Source organism: Arthrobacter sp. 210 2 (genome assembly GCF_059093025.1).
In genome coordinates, this window is sequence record NZ_JBNHIE010000006.1 from 120,550 (window position 1) to 135,924 (window position 15,375).

At 66.7% G+C, this 15,375-nt stretch carries 15 protein-coding genes; 8 read left to right on the forward strand and 7 right to left on the reverse strand.

The window, feature by feature from the left end:
- Positions 1-108: 108 nt before the first annotated feature.
- Together AC5RWA_RS13040 and AC5RWA_RS13045 are read left to right on the forward strand one after the other, a co-directional pair.
- Complete coding sequence (locus AC5RWA_RS13040) at positions 109-1,491, forward strand: MFS transporter (RefSeq protein ID WP_494057942.1); 1,383 nt, start codon at positions 109-111, stop codon at positions 1,489-1,491.
- 103 nt (positions 1,492-1,594) lie between these two features.
- On the forward strand, positions 1,595-2,713 hold the full coding sequence (locus tag AC5RWA_RS13045) for an alcohol dehydrogenase catalytic domain-containing protein (protein WP_494057943.1): 1,119 nt from the start codon (positions 1,595-1,597) through the stop codon (positions 2,711-2,713).
- Positions 2,714-2,765: 52 nt separating this feature from the next.
- On the opposite strand, the gene AC5RWA_RS13050 is transcribed toward AC5RWA_RS13045, so the two are convergent.
- A complete protein-coding gene (locus tag AC5RWA_RS13050) occupies positions 2,766-3,665 on the reverse strand; it encodes a LysR family transcriptional regulator (protein ID WP_494057944.1) in 900 nt (299 codons plus the stop codon).
- Positions 3,666-3,805: 140 nt separating this feature from the next.
- Between AC5RWA_RS13050 and mmsB the strand changes: the two genes are divergently transcribed.
- Positions 3,806-4,708: a 3-hydroxyisobutyrate dehydrogenase gene (gene mmsB / locus AC5RWA_RS13055; protein WP_079595574.1), complete on the forward strand. Its 903-nt coding sequence runs from the start codon at positions 3,806-3,808 to the stop codon at positions 4,706-4,708.
- A gap of 13 nt (positions 4,709-4,721) precedes the next feature.
- Positions 4,722-6,206, forward strand: coding sequence for a CoA-acylating methylmalonate-semialdehyde dehydrogenase (locus AC5RWA_RS13060; protein ID WP_494057945.1), 1,485 nt, complete (start codon positions 4,722-4,724; stop codon positions 6,204-6,206).
- Between the two features lie 65 nt (positions 6,207-6,271).
- Here the strand turns inward: AC5RWA_RS13060 and AC5RWA_RS13065 are convergent, their stop codons facing one another.
- From AC5RWA_RS13065 to AC5RWA_RS13075, 3 genes are read right to left on the reverse strand one after another with little or no spacing between them, the layout of a single operon-like run.
- Positions 6,272-6,814, reverse strand: a complete 543-nt coding sequence (locus tag AC5RWA_RS13065) for a hypothetical protein (protein WP_494057946.1) — start codon at positions 6,812-6,814, stop codon at positions 6,272-6,274.
- A gap of 13 nt (positions 6,815-6,827) precedes the next feature.
- Positions 6,828-8,009, reverse strand: a complete 1,182-nt coding sequence (locus AC5RWA_RS13070) for a winged helix DNA-binding domain-containing protein (RefSeq protein ID WP_494057947.1) — start codon at positions 8,007-8,009, stop codon at positions 6,828-6,830.
- Positions 8,010-8,049: 40 nt separating this feature from the next.
- Positions 8,050-8,919, reverse strand: a complete 870-nt coding sequence (locus AC5RWA_RS13075; RefSeq protein ID WP_115525533.1) for an SGNH/GDSL hydrolase family protein — start codon at positions 8,917-8,919, stop codon at positions 8,050-8,052.
- A 78-nt stretch (positions 8,920-8,997) separates the two neighbouring features.
- On the opposite strand from AC5RWA_RS13075, the gene AC5RWA_RS13080 reads away from it, so the two are divergent.
- A complete protein-coding gene (locus tag AC5RWA_RS13080) occupies positions 8,998-9,648 on the forward strand; it encodes an alpha/beta hydrolase (protein WP_115525539.1) in 651 nt (216 codons plus the stop codon).
- A gap of 54 nt (positions 9,649-9,702) precedes the next feature.
- On the opposite strand, the gene AC5RWA_RS13085 is transcribed toward AC5RWA_RS13080, so the two are convergent.
- Entirely contained in the window at positions 9,703-9,936 is a 234-nt protein-coding gene (locus tag AC5RWA_RS13085; protein ID WP_079595569.1) for an RNA-binding S4 domain-containing protein, read from the reverse strand.
- A gap of 32 nt (positions 9,937-9,968) precedes the next feature.
- Between AC5RWA_RS13085 and AC5RWA_RS13090 the strand changes: the two genes are divergently transcribed.
- From AC5RWA_RS13090 to AC5RWA_RS13100, 3 genes are all read left to right on the forward strand, one after another.
- Positions 9,969-10,967: a DMT family transporter gene (locus tag AC5RWA_RS13090; protein WP_494057948.1), complete on the forward strand. Its 999-nt coding sequence runs from the start codon at positions 9,969-9,971 to the stop codon at positions 10,965-10,967.
- 127 nt (positions 10,968-11,094) lie between these two features.
- The gene (locus tag AC5RWA_RS13095; protein WP_494057949.1) at positions 11,095-12,480 is read left to right on the forward strand and encodes a glycine--tRNA ligase; all 1,386 of its coding nucleotides are present in this window, start codon (positions 11,095-11,097) and stop codon (positions 12,478-12,480) included.
- 2 nt (positions 12,481-12,482) lie between these two features.
- Positions 12,483-13,511 carry a GNAT family N-acetyltransferase gene (locus tag AC5RWA_RS13100; protein WP_494057950.1) on the forward strand — a complete coding sequence of 343 codons (1,029 nt, stop codon included), beginning with the start codon at positions 12,483-12,485 and terminating at the stop codon, positions 13,509-13,511.
- A 76-nt stretch (positions 13,512-13,587) separates the two neighbouring features.
- On the opposite strand, the gene AC5RWA_RS13105 is transcribed toward AC5RWA_RS13100, so the two are convergent.
- Together AC5RWA_RS13105 and AC5RWA_RS13110 are read right to left on the reverse strand one after the other, a co-directional pair.
- Positions 13,588-14,409 carry a lysophospholipid acyltransferase family protein gene (locus tag AC5RWA_RS13105; RefSeq protein ID WP_494057951.1) on the reverse strand — a complete coding sequence of 274 codons (822 nt, stop codon included), beginning with the start codon at positions 14,407-14,409 and terminating at the stop codon, positions 13,588-13,590.
- Positions 14,410-14,497: 88 nt separating this feature from the next.
- The gene (locus tag AC5RWA_RS13110) at positions 14,498-15,223 is read right to left on the reverse strand and encodes an alpha/beta hydrolase (protein ID WP_494058025.1); all 726 of its coding nucleotides are present in this window, start codon (positions 15,221-15,223) and stop codon (positions 14,498-14,500) included.
- Positions 15,224-15,375 lie beyond the last annotated feature (152 nt).

Consider the following 15,375-nt stretch of genomic DNA (forward strand, 5'->3'; position numbering starts at 1 on the left):
TGACAGGCGGACCATACTCAATGGGACCCGGCGGTTCGTGGCCAAAATCACACGTATCCGCCCCAATACGTCCCAGTGGTGTCGACGACGACGCCGAAGGAGTAACAGATGAGCACGGAAAGCTCCGCCGCACGGCGGACAGAGGAAACCGACGTCAAGGCCTCCGGCCTGAAGAAAGTCGTCACGGCCTCCATGGCCGGCACCGTTGTGGAGTGGTACGAGTTCTTCCTCTATGCCTCCGCCGCCACCCTGGTGTTTGGCAAAATGTTCTTCCCCAATTCAGGGACCGAACTGGATGGCATCATCGCCGCCTTCGTCACCTACGCCGTAGGCTTCGTGGCGCGCCCCATCGGCGGCATCGTCTTTGGCCACTTCGGTGACAAATTCGGCCGCAAGCAGCTGCTGCAGCTGAGCATCATCCTGGTGGGCGTGGCCACCTTCCTCATGGGATGCCTGCCCACGTTCGCCCAGATCGGTTACTGGGCCCCGGCCCTCCTGGTGTTCCTGCGCTTCGTGCAGGGCTTCGCCGTCGGCGGTGAGTGGGGCGGCGCCGTGCTGCTGGTCGCAGAGCACAGCCCCAGCAAGTCCCGCGGTTTCTGGTCCAGCTGGCCGCAGTCAGCAGTACCGATGGGCAACCTGCTGGCCACCGGCGTGCTGTTCACCCTTTCGGCCACGCTGTCCCAGGAAGCATTCCTGGGCTGGGGCTGGCGCGTCGCCTTCTGGCTCTCTGCCGTCATCGTGATCGTCGGCTATTACATCCGCACCAAGGTCCAGGACGCACCGATCTTTCTCGAGGCCCGCAAGGAAGTCACCGTGGAGAAGAAGGGCTACGGCGTTGCCGAAGTCTTCCGCCGCTACCCGCGTGGTGTCTTTACCGCCATGGGTCTGCGTTTCGCCGAGAACATCCTGTACTACCTGGTGGTGACCTTCTCCATCACGTACCTCAAGGTTGTGGTCCAGACCGACACCTCCCGCATCCTCCTGCTTCTGCTCGTGGCGCACTTCATCCACTTCTGCGCCGTGCCGCTCGTCGGCAAAATGTCCGATGCGTTCGGCCGGCGCCCGGTCTACATGGCAGGCGCCATCCTCGGCGGCACCTGGGGCTTCTTCGCCTTCCCCATGATGGACACTGCCAATGACATCGTCATTCTGGCCGCCATCACCATCGGCCTGCTGTTCCACGCGCTGATGTACGCGGGCCAGCCGTCCATCATGGCCGAGATGTTCCCCACCCGCATGCGGTACTCGGGCGTTTCCCTGGGTTACCAGGTGACCTCCATCGTGGCCGGTTCACTGGCCCCGATCATCGCCACATCGCTGCTGAGCAGCTTCAAGTCCTCCACTCCGGTGGCGCTGTACCTGCTGGGAGCCTGCATCGTGACGGCAATCTCCGTGTTCTTCCTCAAGGAAACCCGGGGCATTTCGCTCCGCGATGTGGACGCAGCCGATGCCCAGGGCACGGCCGACCTTCTCGCAGCCGGCAAGAAATAGGCAACGCCACCACAAAGCCAGACAGCATGCCAACTGCCCGGACCCGCGACCACGCAGGCCCGGGCAGTTGCGCGTCAGCACCTCGAGGAAGTCAGGATTCTCCATGAAAGCAGCCGTTCTTTACTCCACGGTCCCGTCCGGAACCAGCTACACCCAAGCGCACCCGCTTCAGGTGGAGGAGCTCGACCGGCCCGAACCCCGCGCCGGCGAGTTGGGGATCGACATCACCTATTCGAGCCTGTGCCACTCTGACCTCTCCGTGGTGGACGGTTCCCGCGTCAGGCCGCTCCCGATGGCGCTGGGGCACGAGGCTGTAGGACGGGTCGCCGCCGTGGGTCCCGGCGTCACCGATGTTTCCCCGGGGGACCACGTAGTCCTCGTCTTCGTCCCGAGCTGTGGTGGCTGCCGTGCGTGCCGGGCAGGCCGCCCGGCGCTCTGCCACCGCGCCGCCGACGTCAACGGGTCGGGGGACCTCCTCCATGGCGAAGCCCTGCTGCGGACACCTGCCGGGAAGCGCATCAACCACCATCTGGGGGTTTCGGCATTCGCCGATTACGCCGTGGTGGCCCGTGAATCAGTGGTGGTCATCGACGACGACGTCCCGGACACCGTTGCCGCAATGTTCGGTTGCGCCGTGCTCACCGGAATGGGGGCCGTCCTCAACACGGCGGCCGTCCAGCCCGGCCAGTCCGTAGCTGTCTTCGGGCTCGGTGCCGTGGGGCTCTCGGCCGTTATGGCCGCGGCGCTCGCCGGTGCCTCCTCCGTGATCGCCATCGATCCCAACGCCGCCAAGCACGGGCTCGCGCTGAAGTGCGGGGCAAGGGCCGTAGGGACCCCGGATGACGCTTCCCGCCTGATTGCCGACGCCTCCGGTGACGGTGTGGACACCGCCGTCGAAGCTGTGGGGTCCGCCCGGGTCATCGCCTCGTGCCTGGAGCACGTAACGCGCGGTGGCTCCGTAGTCTCCGTAGGGCTGCCGCATCCCACGGCGGAACTGACGGTGCCGGCGCTCCAGTTCGCCGGTGCGGGCAAACGGCTGCTGGGCTCGTACATGGGGGACGCCGTCCCGGCCCGGGACATCCCCCTCTACCTTGGCTACTGGCGGGAGGGCAGGCTTCCCGTTGAACTGCTGCACACCGACACCCGGCCGCTTGACGAGATCAACGAAGGCCTTGACGCACTCGCTGCGGGGCAGGTGGTGAGGCGGCTCTTCCAGGCCTGACAACTGCTCCGGGTCGCAGGGACCAGGACCCGAGTGACCAGGGTGCCAGGGCCTAGGCTGCCAGAAGATCCTGGCGGGCCGCCACTTCTTCCTTGAGGGCAGCAATCACGGCCTGCACCCGGCCGGACCGGAGCGATTCCGGCCGGGCCACCGCCCAGACGGGAATCTGGCGCTGGAAGGCGTCGGGGAGCACCGGAATGAACTCCGCGTTCTGCGCCACCATAAAGTTCGGGAGCAGCCCGATGCCGGCGCCGCGGCGCACCGCCTCCACCTGGGCAAAGATGCTCGTCGCCTGGAAGCTGGATTTCGGCATCGGCAACTGCGAGGACCGGTGGCCCAGTTCGGCAACCTGCAGGGCGGACTCAACGTAGGAGACGAAGCCGTGCTGCCCCACGCCGTCGGGCGTTTCCGGCAAGCCCCGCTGCGCCGCGTACGCGGGACTGGCATAGAGCCGCAGGAAGTAGTTGGCCAGGAAGATGGCCTGCGCATTGCTCACATCCGTGCGGCCCACCACCACTTCAAGGTCCACGCCGGAGCGGTTCTGGCTGACCTTGCGCGTGGCGCTGAGCATCTCCACATTCAGCAACGGGTGCCGCTGTTGGAGGCGGACCAGGGCAGGAGTGACGAATTCGGCGCCGAAACCGTCAGAGGTGCTGATGCGCACCATGCCGGACACTGCGTCCCGGTCCTGGCCCACAACGGCGGCCAGTGACCCAAGTGTTTCCTCGATCGTTTCCGCAGCCGCGACGGCCGAAGCGCCAAGCTCCGTCAGCTCCCACCCGTGCGGACTGCGCTCCAGCGTCCTGCCGCCCAATTGCTTGTCCAGGGCGAGGATCCGCCGCGAAATCGTGGTGTGCGTGGTCCCCATCGTTTCGGCGACCGCGTTGAAGCGTCCCAGCCTGGCCACAGTGAGCAGGATCAACAGGTCGTCCGGACTTGGAAGCCGCGCCACCGGGTGTCCCTTCATTCGTGTGCATCAGTGCACATACCGTCTGTGATTTTTCCCCTTGATTGCACTGTAACAGGGTGTGATGGTGGGACACAGACCTTCCGGCCGGTCCCGGCCGGAGGCACAGCAAAGGAGCTTATGCCATGGCAGTAGTCGGTTGGATCGGTTTGGGAAATATGGGCGGATCCATGTCGGGGAACCTTGCCAAGGCGGGTCACGACGTACGGGGATTCGACCTCAACCCCGCCGCCGTCGCCGCTGCCGAGGCTGGCGGTGTGAAGCCGGCAGGAAGCATCGCAGAGGCTGTGGCGGGCGCCGATGTTGTGTTCACCATGCTTCCGAAGGGCGAACATGCCAAGGCCGTCTACCTCGGTGCGGACGGCGTGCTGGCACATGCGGAAACACGGACGCTCCTGGTCGATTCCTCCACCATCGATATCGCGGCTGCCAGTGAACTGCACGACGCCGCCGCTGCCGCCGGCTTCCGCTTCGTCGATGCCCCCGTCTCCGGCGGGATGAGTGGCGCCAAAGCAGGAACACTCACGTTTATGGTGGGCGGTGAAGCCGACGCAGTAGCGGATGCCACCCGCTACATCGGGCCGATGGCCACCAACATCATCCCCACCGGCGGAGCCACTACCGGCCAAGCGGCCAAGATCTGCAACAACCTGATGCTCCTGATCAACCTGGCCTCCACCGCTGAGGGTGCAGTGCTGGCCGACAGGCTTGGACTCGACAAGAAGGTGTTCTGGGACATCGCCTCCGTGTCCTCCGGTGACAGCTGGGCCCTGCGTACCTGGTACCCCGTTCCCGGTGTGGTCCCCACCGCCGCATCCAACAACGACTTCGCGCCCACGTTCACCGCCGAGCTGGCGAACAAGGACATCGGCCTGGCCATCAGCGCTGCCGAGGACACCGGCACGCCGCTCGAAATCGGCAGGCATGTTCAGCAGCTGTACCAGCGCCTCATCGATGCGGGCGAGTCCGGCAAGGACTGCTCCATGATCATCAAGCTCGCCGACGGTTCCCTGGATTCAGCAAAGTAGAAGAGAGACTTTCATGCACACCATTCCGCATTACATCAACGGCAGCCGCGTTGCCGATGCCGAGCGCTTTGGCCCCGTGTTCAACCCGGCCACCGGAGAACAGGAAAAGCAGGTTGCGCTCGCTTCCGCTGCCCGGGTAGAGGAAGCCATCGCCGCTGCCACGGCCGCGCTGCCCGCCTGGCGGGCGACGAGCCTGGCGAAGCGGACCAACATCTTCTTCCGGGTCCGCGAAATCCTCACACAGCGCAAGTCCGAGCTGGCCGCCATCCTGACCAGTGAGCACGGCAAAGTACTCTCCGACGCCGAAGGGGAGATTTCGCGCGGCCTCGAGAACATCGAGTTCGCCACCGGACTGTCCCACATGCTTAAGGGGGAACGCTCGGAGCAGGTTTCCAGCGGCGTGGACGTGCACTCCGTCCGGCAGCCTGTGGGTGTGGTCGCCTGCATCACCCCGTTCAACTTCCCGGCCATGGTGCCGCTCTGGATGATCGGCAGTGCCCTGGCGTGCGGCAACACCGTGCTGCTGAAGCCCAGTGAAAAGGACCCGTCCTCCGCCGTGTTCATCGCGGAAGTCTTCGCCGAAGCGGGACTGCCGGCCGGTGTGCTGAACGTGGTGCAGGGCGACAAGGAAGCCGTGGATGTGCTGCTCGAACACCCGGACGTCAAGGCCGTCAGCTTCGTGGGCTCAACCCCCATTGCGCAGTCGATTTACAAGCGCGCGGCGGACCACGGCAAGCGGGTCCAGGCCCTGGGCGGGGCCAAGAACCACATGGTGGTCCTGCCGGACGCGGACCTGGACATGGCAGCAGACGCCGCCATTTCGGCTGCCTACGGCTCGGCCGGTGAGCGCTGCATGGCGGTCAGCGTGCTCGTCGCCGTCGGTGCCATCGCCGACGACCTGGTGGCGGCCATCCAAAGCCGGATGGCCACCCTGACGATTGGTCCCGGGACGGACCCTGCATCACAGATGGGACCGTTGATCACCGCCGAGCACCGGGACAGGGTGGCCTCTTATGTGGCAGGCGCCGAAAATGAAGGCGCCACAGTGGTTGTTGACGGCCGCTCGCAACAGTTCGATTCCAGCGGGTTTTTCATCGGAGTCAGCCTGGTGGATCACGTCAAGCCGGGCATGAAGGTCTACGACGACGAAATCTTCGGTCCGGTCCTGTCCGTAGTCCGGGTAGATACCTACAGCGATGCGGTCCGCCTGGTCAATGACAACGAGTTCGGAAACGGGGTTGCCATCTTCACCCGCGACGGCGGTGCCGCCCGACAGTTCGAGTTCGACGTCGAGGCCGGCATGGTGGGCGTCAACGTGCCCATCCCGGTTCCGGTGGGCACCTTCTCCTTCGGTGGCTGGAAGAACTCCCTGTTCGGGGACACGCACATGTACGGGCCGGACAGCATCCGGTTCTACACCAGGGGCAAAGTGGTCACCACGCGGTGGCCGGACCCCGCAACGTCGGTCATCGACCTGGGCTTTCCGCAGGTGGACTAACGCGCGAGGGCTTTCCGCTGGTGGACTAACGCACGTGGGCTTCCCGCTGGTGGATGTGACGCAGGTCAGCCGTTCATGATGTCGCTGCGGCGGGTCATGTACTCCTCGACGGACAGTTCGCCGTTGCTGTATTGCTGGTCCAGTTCCGCAAGCTTCCGCGCCCGGTAGCCCTGCGGGGCCGACGGCGGCGGGGGAGTAGCGGGGGCCGCGTGCTGTTCGGGGGAGGGCTGGCCGGGCGCGCCCTGCTGGGAGAACGGGGGCTGCTGGAACGGCGGCTGCGGCGCGGTCCGGTTGTCGGCGCCCGGCATCGGCTGCTGGGGCGGCTGGCCATACTGGTAGGGCAGCGGCTGGGGATCATTGATGGGCTGCGGCCGCTCGATCTGCTGGAATCCGCCGGCAAAATAGTCCTGCTGGGTGTAGCCGTCGCGGGGCTGCTTGCTCGGCGGCCCGGCCGATCCAGGGAATTGGCCGGCGCCCGGGAACTGCTCTGGGTAGCGCCCGGAGAAGCTCTGCCCATGGTCCCTGCGGGCCACGGATTTCCGGTACATCCGCATGGCCACCGGGATCAGGAGTGACAGGATGATGATCCAGAAAAACAGGTTGCTCACGCTGGGGCGCCTCTCATGTGTGTCCTTCCAGCTTAGTCCCCGACTGCACACGAACGGCCGGGAGCCCCGTGAAAGCCGCGTAGCGGTCCACAGCGTCCTGGATAGCGGCGGCCAACGGGGAACCCGGCGTCTCGGCGGCATGAGACAACCGGATATCGAGTTCGCACCGGTCCGGAAGCAGTTTGTGCCGCCAGGATCCGGCCATCCGCCCATCCAGCAGCACCACGTGGATGGGCTCCCCGGCAAAGGGGAAGGAAGGGCCGCTGCCGCCCATGTAATGCCGGGTGGCGGAATAGCCCATCACATATTCGTCGTAGCACTGGATCAGGTCGATCCGCGGTCTGCTATCGGCGCGAGGTCCGCGGTCAGGACCAGCGTCGGCTTCCCCGCCGGCGTCTCCAGCGAAGTAATGCTCGACGCCGTCAATCGCCGTTGCTCCCAGGGCACCGGGATGAGCCTCCATGGCCAGCTGCACACCCTGCCGTATATCGGTCATTGTCAGCTTTGACCAGTCCGCGCAGTCCCGGATCGTGGCGGGTCCCCGGCTGGTGAAGTAGCGGAGGGCGAGTTCAGCCAGTGCTTCGGGCCGGGAAAGCGGTACGGCCGGCCCGGCGGGTACCCGATCGTCAAAGAGCGCGTACGTCTGCCTCAGCGCACCACCCGGGCTCCGGACCGGCGTGCCGCTGGCAAGGACGCCGCTGGCTTCGGCGTGCATGATGATGTACGCAAGGCGCAGTCCGCTGGCCTCGAAGCCGGCCTCCTGCAGCTTTACGGCCAGTTGCCCGCGGGTGAGGTGGTTGCCGCCGGCCACAGCCCCGGCCAGCACCTCGCTGCCCCGGGCGGCAGTTGCTTCATCGATTCCGGTGAGGCGGTACGTCGGCGCATTGGCCTGGTGCAGGCGCGGTGCCGACAGGGCAACAAGCCAGCGAAGGTCGTCACGGTGGACGAAATGCCAGGTGGGCCGGAGGATATGCGTCCGCAGGATCCGGCCGTCGGCCACTGCCTGCTCAACCTCCGCTGCCGCAACGGGGGATGCGCCCGCCGACACCCGCTGGGCAAGGCTCCACCGGGCGTAGGGAAACTCCTGCGCCTGCACGGCCAGCAGCTTTCGCAAGGCGGCCTCCGGCGATGCGGCAGCGGGCTCCCGAAGCATCTGGGCTTGCAGCCTCAGCCGCACCACCATATCCGGTTGCATACCGCCCGCCTGCGCCGCTGCCGGGTTCCGAGTACCGGCGTCAGCGCCGGGACGGCTCCGCGGTACCCAGCGGCCCCTCGCCCGAACCCAGCGGAACGCCCGGGCCAAAGACGGGACCCGGCGTCGGACGTTTTGCGGTGATGCCGTCCCCGGAGGACTGGTGGCGGAGGCGGCGCAGCACCCACGGGACAAAGTATTCGCGCGCCCACACCAGGTCGCCGGACCGCGCCTCGCGCCACGTCCGGTGCGGCAGGGCCTTGGGCTGCAGCGGCTCCAGGGTGTGCTCCACGTTCAGTGCATCCAGCACCATGGCCGCGATGGTGTGGTGGCCCAGCGGGGAGAAATGCAGCCGGTCCTGGTCCCACATTTGGGGGTCGCTGAGCTGCCGGAGGGACCACATGTCCGCAATGACCGCATCGTGCCTGGCCGCGACGGTACGCAGGTTCTCGTTATAGATGGCCACCTTGCTGCGGATCCTGCCCAGCACGGACGAACCGGTATCGGGCCCGTTGAAGAGGACCACAGTGGCGCCGCCCATGGCCAGTATTTGCACCACGGAATCCAGCTTTTCGGCCAGCGCGTCAGGGTCGCCGCCGGGGCGGATGAGGTCGTTGCCCCCGGCGGACAGGGTGACAAGGTCCGGCTTCAGGGCCAGGCAGGGCGCCAGCTGCTGGTCCACGATCTGCCGCAGCAGCCGGCCCCGTACCGCGAGGTTGGCGTACGCGAAATCCGGCTGGGTGCGGCCCAGTTCCTCCGCCACCCGGTCCGCCCAGCCGCGGAAGCCGCCGGGGCTTGAGGGCTCGGGGTCGCCGATGCCCTCGGTGAAGGAATCGCCCATGGCCACATACCGGGTCCAGGGGTGGGATCCGGAGCGTGCATGCGGGGTTTCAATGATGCTTGCGTCAGTCACGGTCCTTATCCTGCCTTCCGGCTCTCTGGCTACGCGAACGTAGGTTGTTGCCCTCAGGTAGCTGTAACAATGGAAACCATGACTGAAGCCGATGTATTTCCTGCCCCTGTTGTCCTGTGGTCCCACCCGGAGGACCAGCGCGACGGAAAGCCGCTGCTGGTGCTCCTGCACGGATATGGCGCCAACGAGCAGGACCTGCTGAGCCTCGCCGACCTGCTGCCGGGGGACTTCGCGGTGGCCTCCGTGCGCGCACCCATTGCCATGGGCCCCGGCTTCACCTGGTTCCCGCTCACCGCCTCCATCGACTACTCGCTGGACCGGGTGAAGGCGGCGTCGTCCTTCGTGCTCGACTGGATCGACACCATCAAGGTGGGGCACCCCTCGGTGTCCCTGCTCGGTTTTTCCATGGGGATGGCCATGGCCACCACGCTGCTGCGGCAGCGGCCCACGGACTTCGCGGCCGTCGTCGGCCTGTCAGGCTTCGTGGTGGACGCCGGCGACGACCCCACCTTCCGGGACGCCGAACTGGACGGAACCATTCCCATGTTCTGGGGGCGGGACCAGCAGGACCCCGTGATCACCCCGGACAAGATCGACTTCACCATGGGCTGGGTCCGCAAGCACGTCAAGCTCACCAAAGTGCTGTACACGGGCATGTGGCACGGCATCAACCAGCAGGAAATCGGGCATGTGGGGGAGTTCCTCACCCACGAGGTCCTGAAGAAGTAGGCGTACGACGGCGGCCGGTCACCTTTCGGGCGCCGCTCCGCCGGCGCAGCAGGTTCAGTCCGCTTCGGGTGCCACCACGCGAACGGTCTGGTTATTGACCGTGACGGTGTCGCCGTTGTGCAGCTGGCGGCCGCGCCGGTCGTCGATTTCTCCGTTGACCTTCACCAGGCCGTTCTTGATCAGATCCGTGGCCTCCACGCCGTCCTCCACCAGGTTGGCAAGCTTCAGCAGCTGGCCCAGGCGGATCATGCTGTCACGGATGGGGACGTCCTCAACGGGGTTGCTCATGTAGCAATAATGCCTGACGTAAGGTGGATTCAATGACCTCCACCTCCCGCCTGCCGCTGCTCGCAGGCCTGCCGCTGGCGGTGGGCGCCGGCCTTGCCATCCCTGTCCAGGGCCGCATCAACGGAGCACTCGGAGCCCGGCTTAATGACGGAATCGCTGCCGCGGTGGTGAGCTTCAGCACAGGCCTGGTGGTCATGATCCTCATCTCGCTGCTCCTGCCCCGCGGCCGCGCCGGGCTGGCCAGGATCCTTCCGGCCGTCCGCAGCAGGGCATTTCCCCGCATCTACGTCCTCGCCGGCTGCATCGGGGCGGTCTTTGTCTTTGCCCAGTCCTTCACGGTGGGCCTCCTTGGGGTGGCGCTGTTCACGGTGGCCACCGTCACCGGGCAGACGGTGAGCGGACTCCTGGTGGACCGGCTGGGCCTCGGGCCCGCGGGCAAGAAACAGGTCACGGGCATCCGGATCATCGGCTGCGTGCTCACCATCGCCGCCGTCGCATGGGCTGTTTCGCCGCGTTTCGCCTCAGGCTCCGCGCCCGGAACCGACGGCGGTCCCGCTTCTTTGGTGCTTCCGCTCCTGCTTCCCGTGGCCGCAGGGTTCCTCATGAGCTTCCAGCAGGCCATGAACGGCACCGCCACCGTCCACTATGGGACCCCCATCGCCGCTACGCTGGTCAACTTCATTGCCGGCTGCCTGGTGCTGTGGACCGCGCTCGCCGTCAAGGTTGCGGTGGCAGGGCCGGGCAACCCACTGCCGGGGGAGTGGTGGTACTACCTCGGCGGTCCGATGGGCTGTGTCTTCATTGGACTGGGAGCGCTGCTGGTTCGAAGCCTGGGCGTCCTGGTGACGGGGTTGGGAATGATCGCGGGCCAGCTGCTCGGATCGCTGGCTCTGGACGTGGTGCTTCCCGCCCCCGGCACCGTGGTGGCGCCCGCCACCGTCCTGGGCACCATCCTGACGCTGGCCGCCATTATCCTGGCCACGCTGCCGTGGCCGCGGGGCGCGCTCCGCGGGCAGCGGCCGGTAGGCTAGGACACGCAGCTTTACCACCCCCTTCATCCGCCCCGTCCGGCCACCGGAAGTGCCCTGCTTTTGGTGATGCCGGGGCCTGAAAACCGCGGACCGCACCCAGCGGCCCTGTAGAAACTGGAGTTACCCCATGGCAGCAAAATCCGTTCTCGACCAGGTCATTTCCCTCTCCAAGCGGAGGGGCTTCGTGTTCCAGGCCGGTGAGATCTACGGAGGTTCGCGTTCTGCCTGGGACTACGGGCCCCTTGGCGCCGAGCTGAAGGAAAACATCAAGCGGCAGTGGTGGCAGTCCATGGTCCGCGGCCGCGAGGACGTGGTGGGCCTGGACTCCTCCGTCATCCTGCCCCGCCAGGTATGGGAAGCCTCCGGCCACGTGGAGGTCTTCTCCGACCCGCTGGTGGAATGCCTGTCATGCCACAAGCGCTACCGCGCCGACCACCTCGAGGAAGAATACGAGGAGAAGAAGGGCCGCCCCGCCGAGAACGGCCTGAAGGACATCGTCTGCGCCAACTGCGGCACCCGCGGTGAATGGACCGAGCCGCAGGAATTCTCCGGCCTGCTCAAGACCTTCCTGGGCCCCGTCGCCAGCGAAGAAGGCATGCACTACCTGCGCCCGGAAACCGCCCAGGGCATCTTCGTGAACTTCAACAACGTCCTCACCACCTCCCGCAAGAAGCCCCCGTTCGGCATCGGCCAGATCGGGAAGTCCTTCCGCAACGAGATCACGCCCGGAAACTTCATCTTCCGCACCCGCGAGTTCGAGCAGATGGAAATGGAGTTCTTCGTCGAGCCCGGCACGGACGAAGAGTGGCACCAGTACTGGATGAAGGAGCGCATGGCCTGGTACACCGGCCTGGGCATCCGTGAAGAGAACCTGCGCTTCTTCGAGCACCCGCAGGAAAAGCTCAGCCACTACTCCAAGGGCACCACGGACATCGAATACCGCTTCGGCTTCCAGGGCTCAGAGTGGGGCGAGCTGGAAGGCATCGCCAACCGGACCGACTTCGACCTCTCGACGCACGCCAAGGCCTCCGGCACGGACCTGAGCTACTTCAATCAGGCCACGAACGAGCGCTACACCCCGTACGTCATTGAACCCGCGGCCGGCCTGACCCGTTCCTTCATGGCCTTCCTGGTGGACGCCTACACCGAGGACGAGGCCCCCAACGCCAAGGGGGGCGTGGACGTCCGCACCGTCCTGAAGCTGGACCCGCGGCTGGCCCCGGTGAAGGCCGCCGTGCTGCCGCTGAGCCGCAACGAGGACCTGTCCCCGAAAGCCAAGGACCTGGGCACCCAGCTGCGCAAGAACTGGAACATCGATTTCGACGATGCCGGCGCCATCGGCCGCCGCTACCGCCGCCAGGACGAGATCGGCACCCCGTTCTGCATCACGGTTGACTTCGACACCCTCGAGGACCAGGCCGTGACCATCCGCGAGCGGGACACCATGAGCCAGGAACGCGTTTCCCTGGACAAGGTGGAGGGCTACCTGGCCGCACGCCTGATCGGCGCCTGAGCATGGCCATCGAATACCGCGAATGGCGCGAGGGCGACGACCTGGCGCTCCTGGAGATCTGGGGCGGCCCGGAAACGTCCCAGGCGCGCCAGTTCCGCGGCGCGCTCGCGCCGTCCTCTGCCGGCACCGGCGGCGCTCTCTGGCGCCGCTGCATCGTGGCCGAGGACGTGATCGACGAGGTCGGGATCCCGGTGGCTGCCGGTGTGGTCTACGAGGCCTCGCTGCACCCTGAACGGCTGTGGACGTACATCGAAGTGGCGAAGGACCACCGTCGTGCCGGCATCGGAGCCAGCCTCCTGGCCATGCTGCGGCGGGAAGCCGAGCACGCGCCGTCGGGCGTTGCCAAGTTCCGCGCCAAGGTGGAGCCCGGTACGCCGGGGGCAGCCTTCGCCGAAGCCGTGGGACTTTCGCCCATCCAGCGGTCCCGGCTGGTCATCGTGGAACCGGGTGCCTTGCGGCTTCCCGTGTTCCCGGCCAGGGACGGCGGGTCCGCCGGCGACCAGGACGCCGGCTCCGACGTTGTGATGGAGCTGGCCACCGGGTCCGTGGAACTGACCGATGTCGTGGGCAGGTACTACACCTCCATCCACGGCTGGGATTCCCCGGGCGTGCTGTCCATGGGCCAGGTTCAGAAGCTGTTCCTGGATGACCTCACCGGAGCGCACGGCGCCATCGTGCTGCGGGCACAGCCGGAATCGGCGTTCGGTGCGGGGGTGGCGCCGAGTAAGAAGGGCCGCATCCGCGCCTTTGCCGTCAGCTACGCGGCGCCCGCCAACCCGGACCCCGCCCAGGGCCCTGAGCCCGAGGGAGCGGAGGCACCCACGGACGTCTTCGTCGGCCACGAACCGGCGCTGGATGCCGATGACGCCGCCGAGGCTGTCCGCGACATGCTGGCACTGATCGCGTACCAGCACCCGGTGATGCTGGAACTGGATGACTCGATGACGGCCCTGCGCGCCGCCGTCGAACCCCTCCTCGACAGCGGGAAAGCCAGGCTCGCCGGAGCCGAAACCCTGGTGGTCTCGGACTAAACGCTTCGTCCGGGCCCCATCCAACCAGGTAGCGCCAAGTGTCGTTGTGGACCTCCACAAGGACACTTGGCGCTACCTACTTTCGGGGAGTACGACGGCGGCCCCTGGCGGCGTCCTGGGCGTCCAGCGCCTGCCGCTCAGCTTCGGACGGCGCGCCGCCGCCCAGGTGACGCGGCATCCACCAGGCACCGGGCTCCGGCTTCAGCGGGAAGTCCGCGATGCAGGCATCGACGCCCGCCTGCAGCGTGCGGCGCAGGAGTTCGGTTTCGCGTTCCGCGTCCACCTCAGGCGGGAACCGGAGCGGTTCGCCGTAATGCACCCGGACCGGTGCACGCCATGCCCTCCGCGGGGAAAACCGCTGCCCCTTTGTCAAGAGCCGGTGCGCGCCCCACACCGACACCGGGAAGACGGGGACGCCTGCTTCGGCTGCCATTCGTACGGCACCTGTTTTGCACTCCCGGACCATGAAGCTCCTGCTCACTCCCGCTTCCGGAAACACGGCCAGGTATTCGCCGCTCCTGAGCTTGGCCACGGCCTCGTCAAAAGCGCCGGTGCGTTCGGTGTACCCCACCACCACGCTGTTTGTAGCACTGATAGCCGGGCCTGCCAGCCAGTGGTCTGCCGCCCCCTGGTGGATCATAAAGCGCATGTGGGCGCGGGAATGCTTCCACAGGACCAGTTCGGACGCCGCGAAATCCAGGTAGCCAAAGTGCGTGATGGCAAAGACGGCGCCGGAGCCGGGCACCACGGTCCGCGCGATGCCATGGCGCAGGCCGGGTGCCGGCACATGTTCCAGCCCGGTGGGAAGGATGGTGATCCGGAAGGCCCACCGGAGGACCTGGCCCAGGCGGACAATCAGCCGGTAGAAACGGTCACTGGGCGGCGGATGCCATGGCATGCAAGTCTCCAGCTGTTCGGGGAATCCGGGTTTCAGGCCCGTCTGGGGCCGATAAAGAGTCGCCAGGAAGGCGTGCCGGGTAAACGGCTCACAGGGTCACCTGGACGGACGATTCCGGCAGGAGTTGCCCGAAGGCGCGGGGCGGCCGGACACCGGCGCCGGTGCTTTCGCTGAACGCCTTGATGACGAACCCGGTGGCCAAAATCTGCCACAAACGGACCTTGCGGAGCATGAAGTGGCCAGCCCCTTTCAACGCCACGTACTGCATGCTGGCCGCTGCCTCTGAACCCCGCCGCGCGAACGCCAGCGACTGGGACGGGCTGGTCCACCGGTCCAGGGTCCCGTGCACGATCAGGACCTTCCTGCCGGCGACCCCTGAGGTTGGCGTTTGCGGGCTGAGCCAGGGAGCCAGCGCCACCACCGCTTCCACCTGGGGATGGCCGGCGGCGCAAACAGCCGTCAGCCCGCCCATGGAATGGCCTACCAGGAATACGGGCACGCCGGGATGCTGCTCTTCGATCTGCCGCAGCGCCCACCGGGCGTCCTGCACCGGGGACATGTCCGGCCCGTTCCACCCGCGGACGCTGTTGCGCAGCGACCAGACCGCCAGCCCATGTTTCCGCCCGGCGCGGTGCAGGTGCCTCGCGAAGGGCACCATACGGGCCGGGCTCAGGTGCAGGGCTTCCACCGGTTCGCGGCTATGGGACTTGCCGCCGTGGAGCACCAGGGCCACGCCCCTGGTGGGACCGGAGGCCTCAAGCACACTCAGCACGGCCTGGTGGCCGGGTGCCGGGGGGACGCCGCCGGAGGGCAGTTTGCTGCTGTCTTCAGCGCTTCGGTTGGTCACGCCTGGTACCTCCCAATGATCCATTTATCAACCCTACGGTGCCGGACGTAGAGTTCAACGTATGAGGTTTCACTGCTGATGGGCGCCGGCCATTCCCACGCTTCTACAGGTCATTCGGA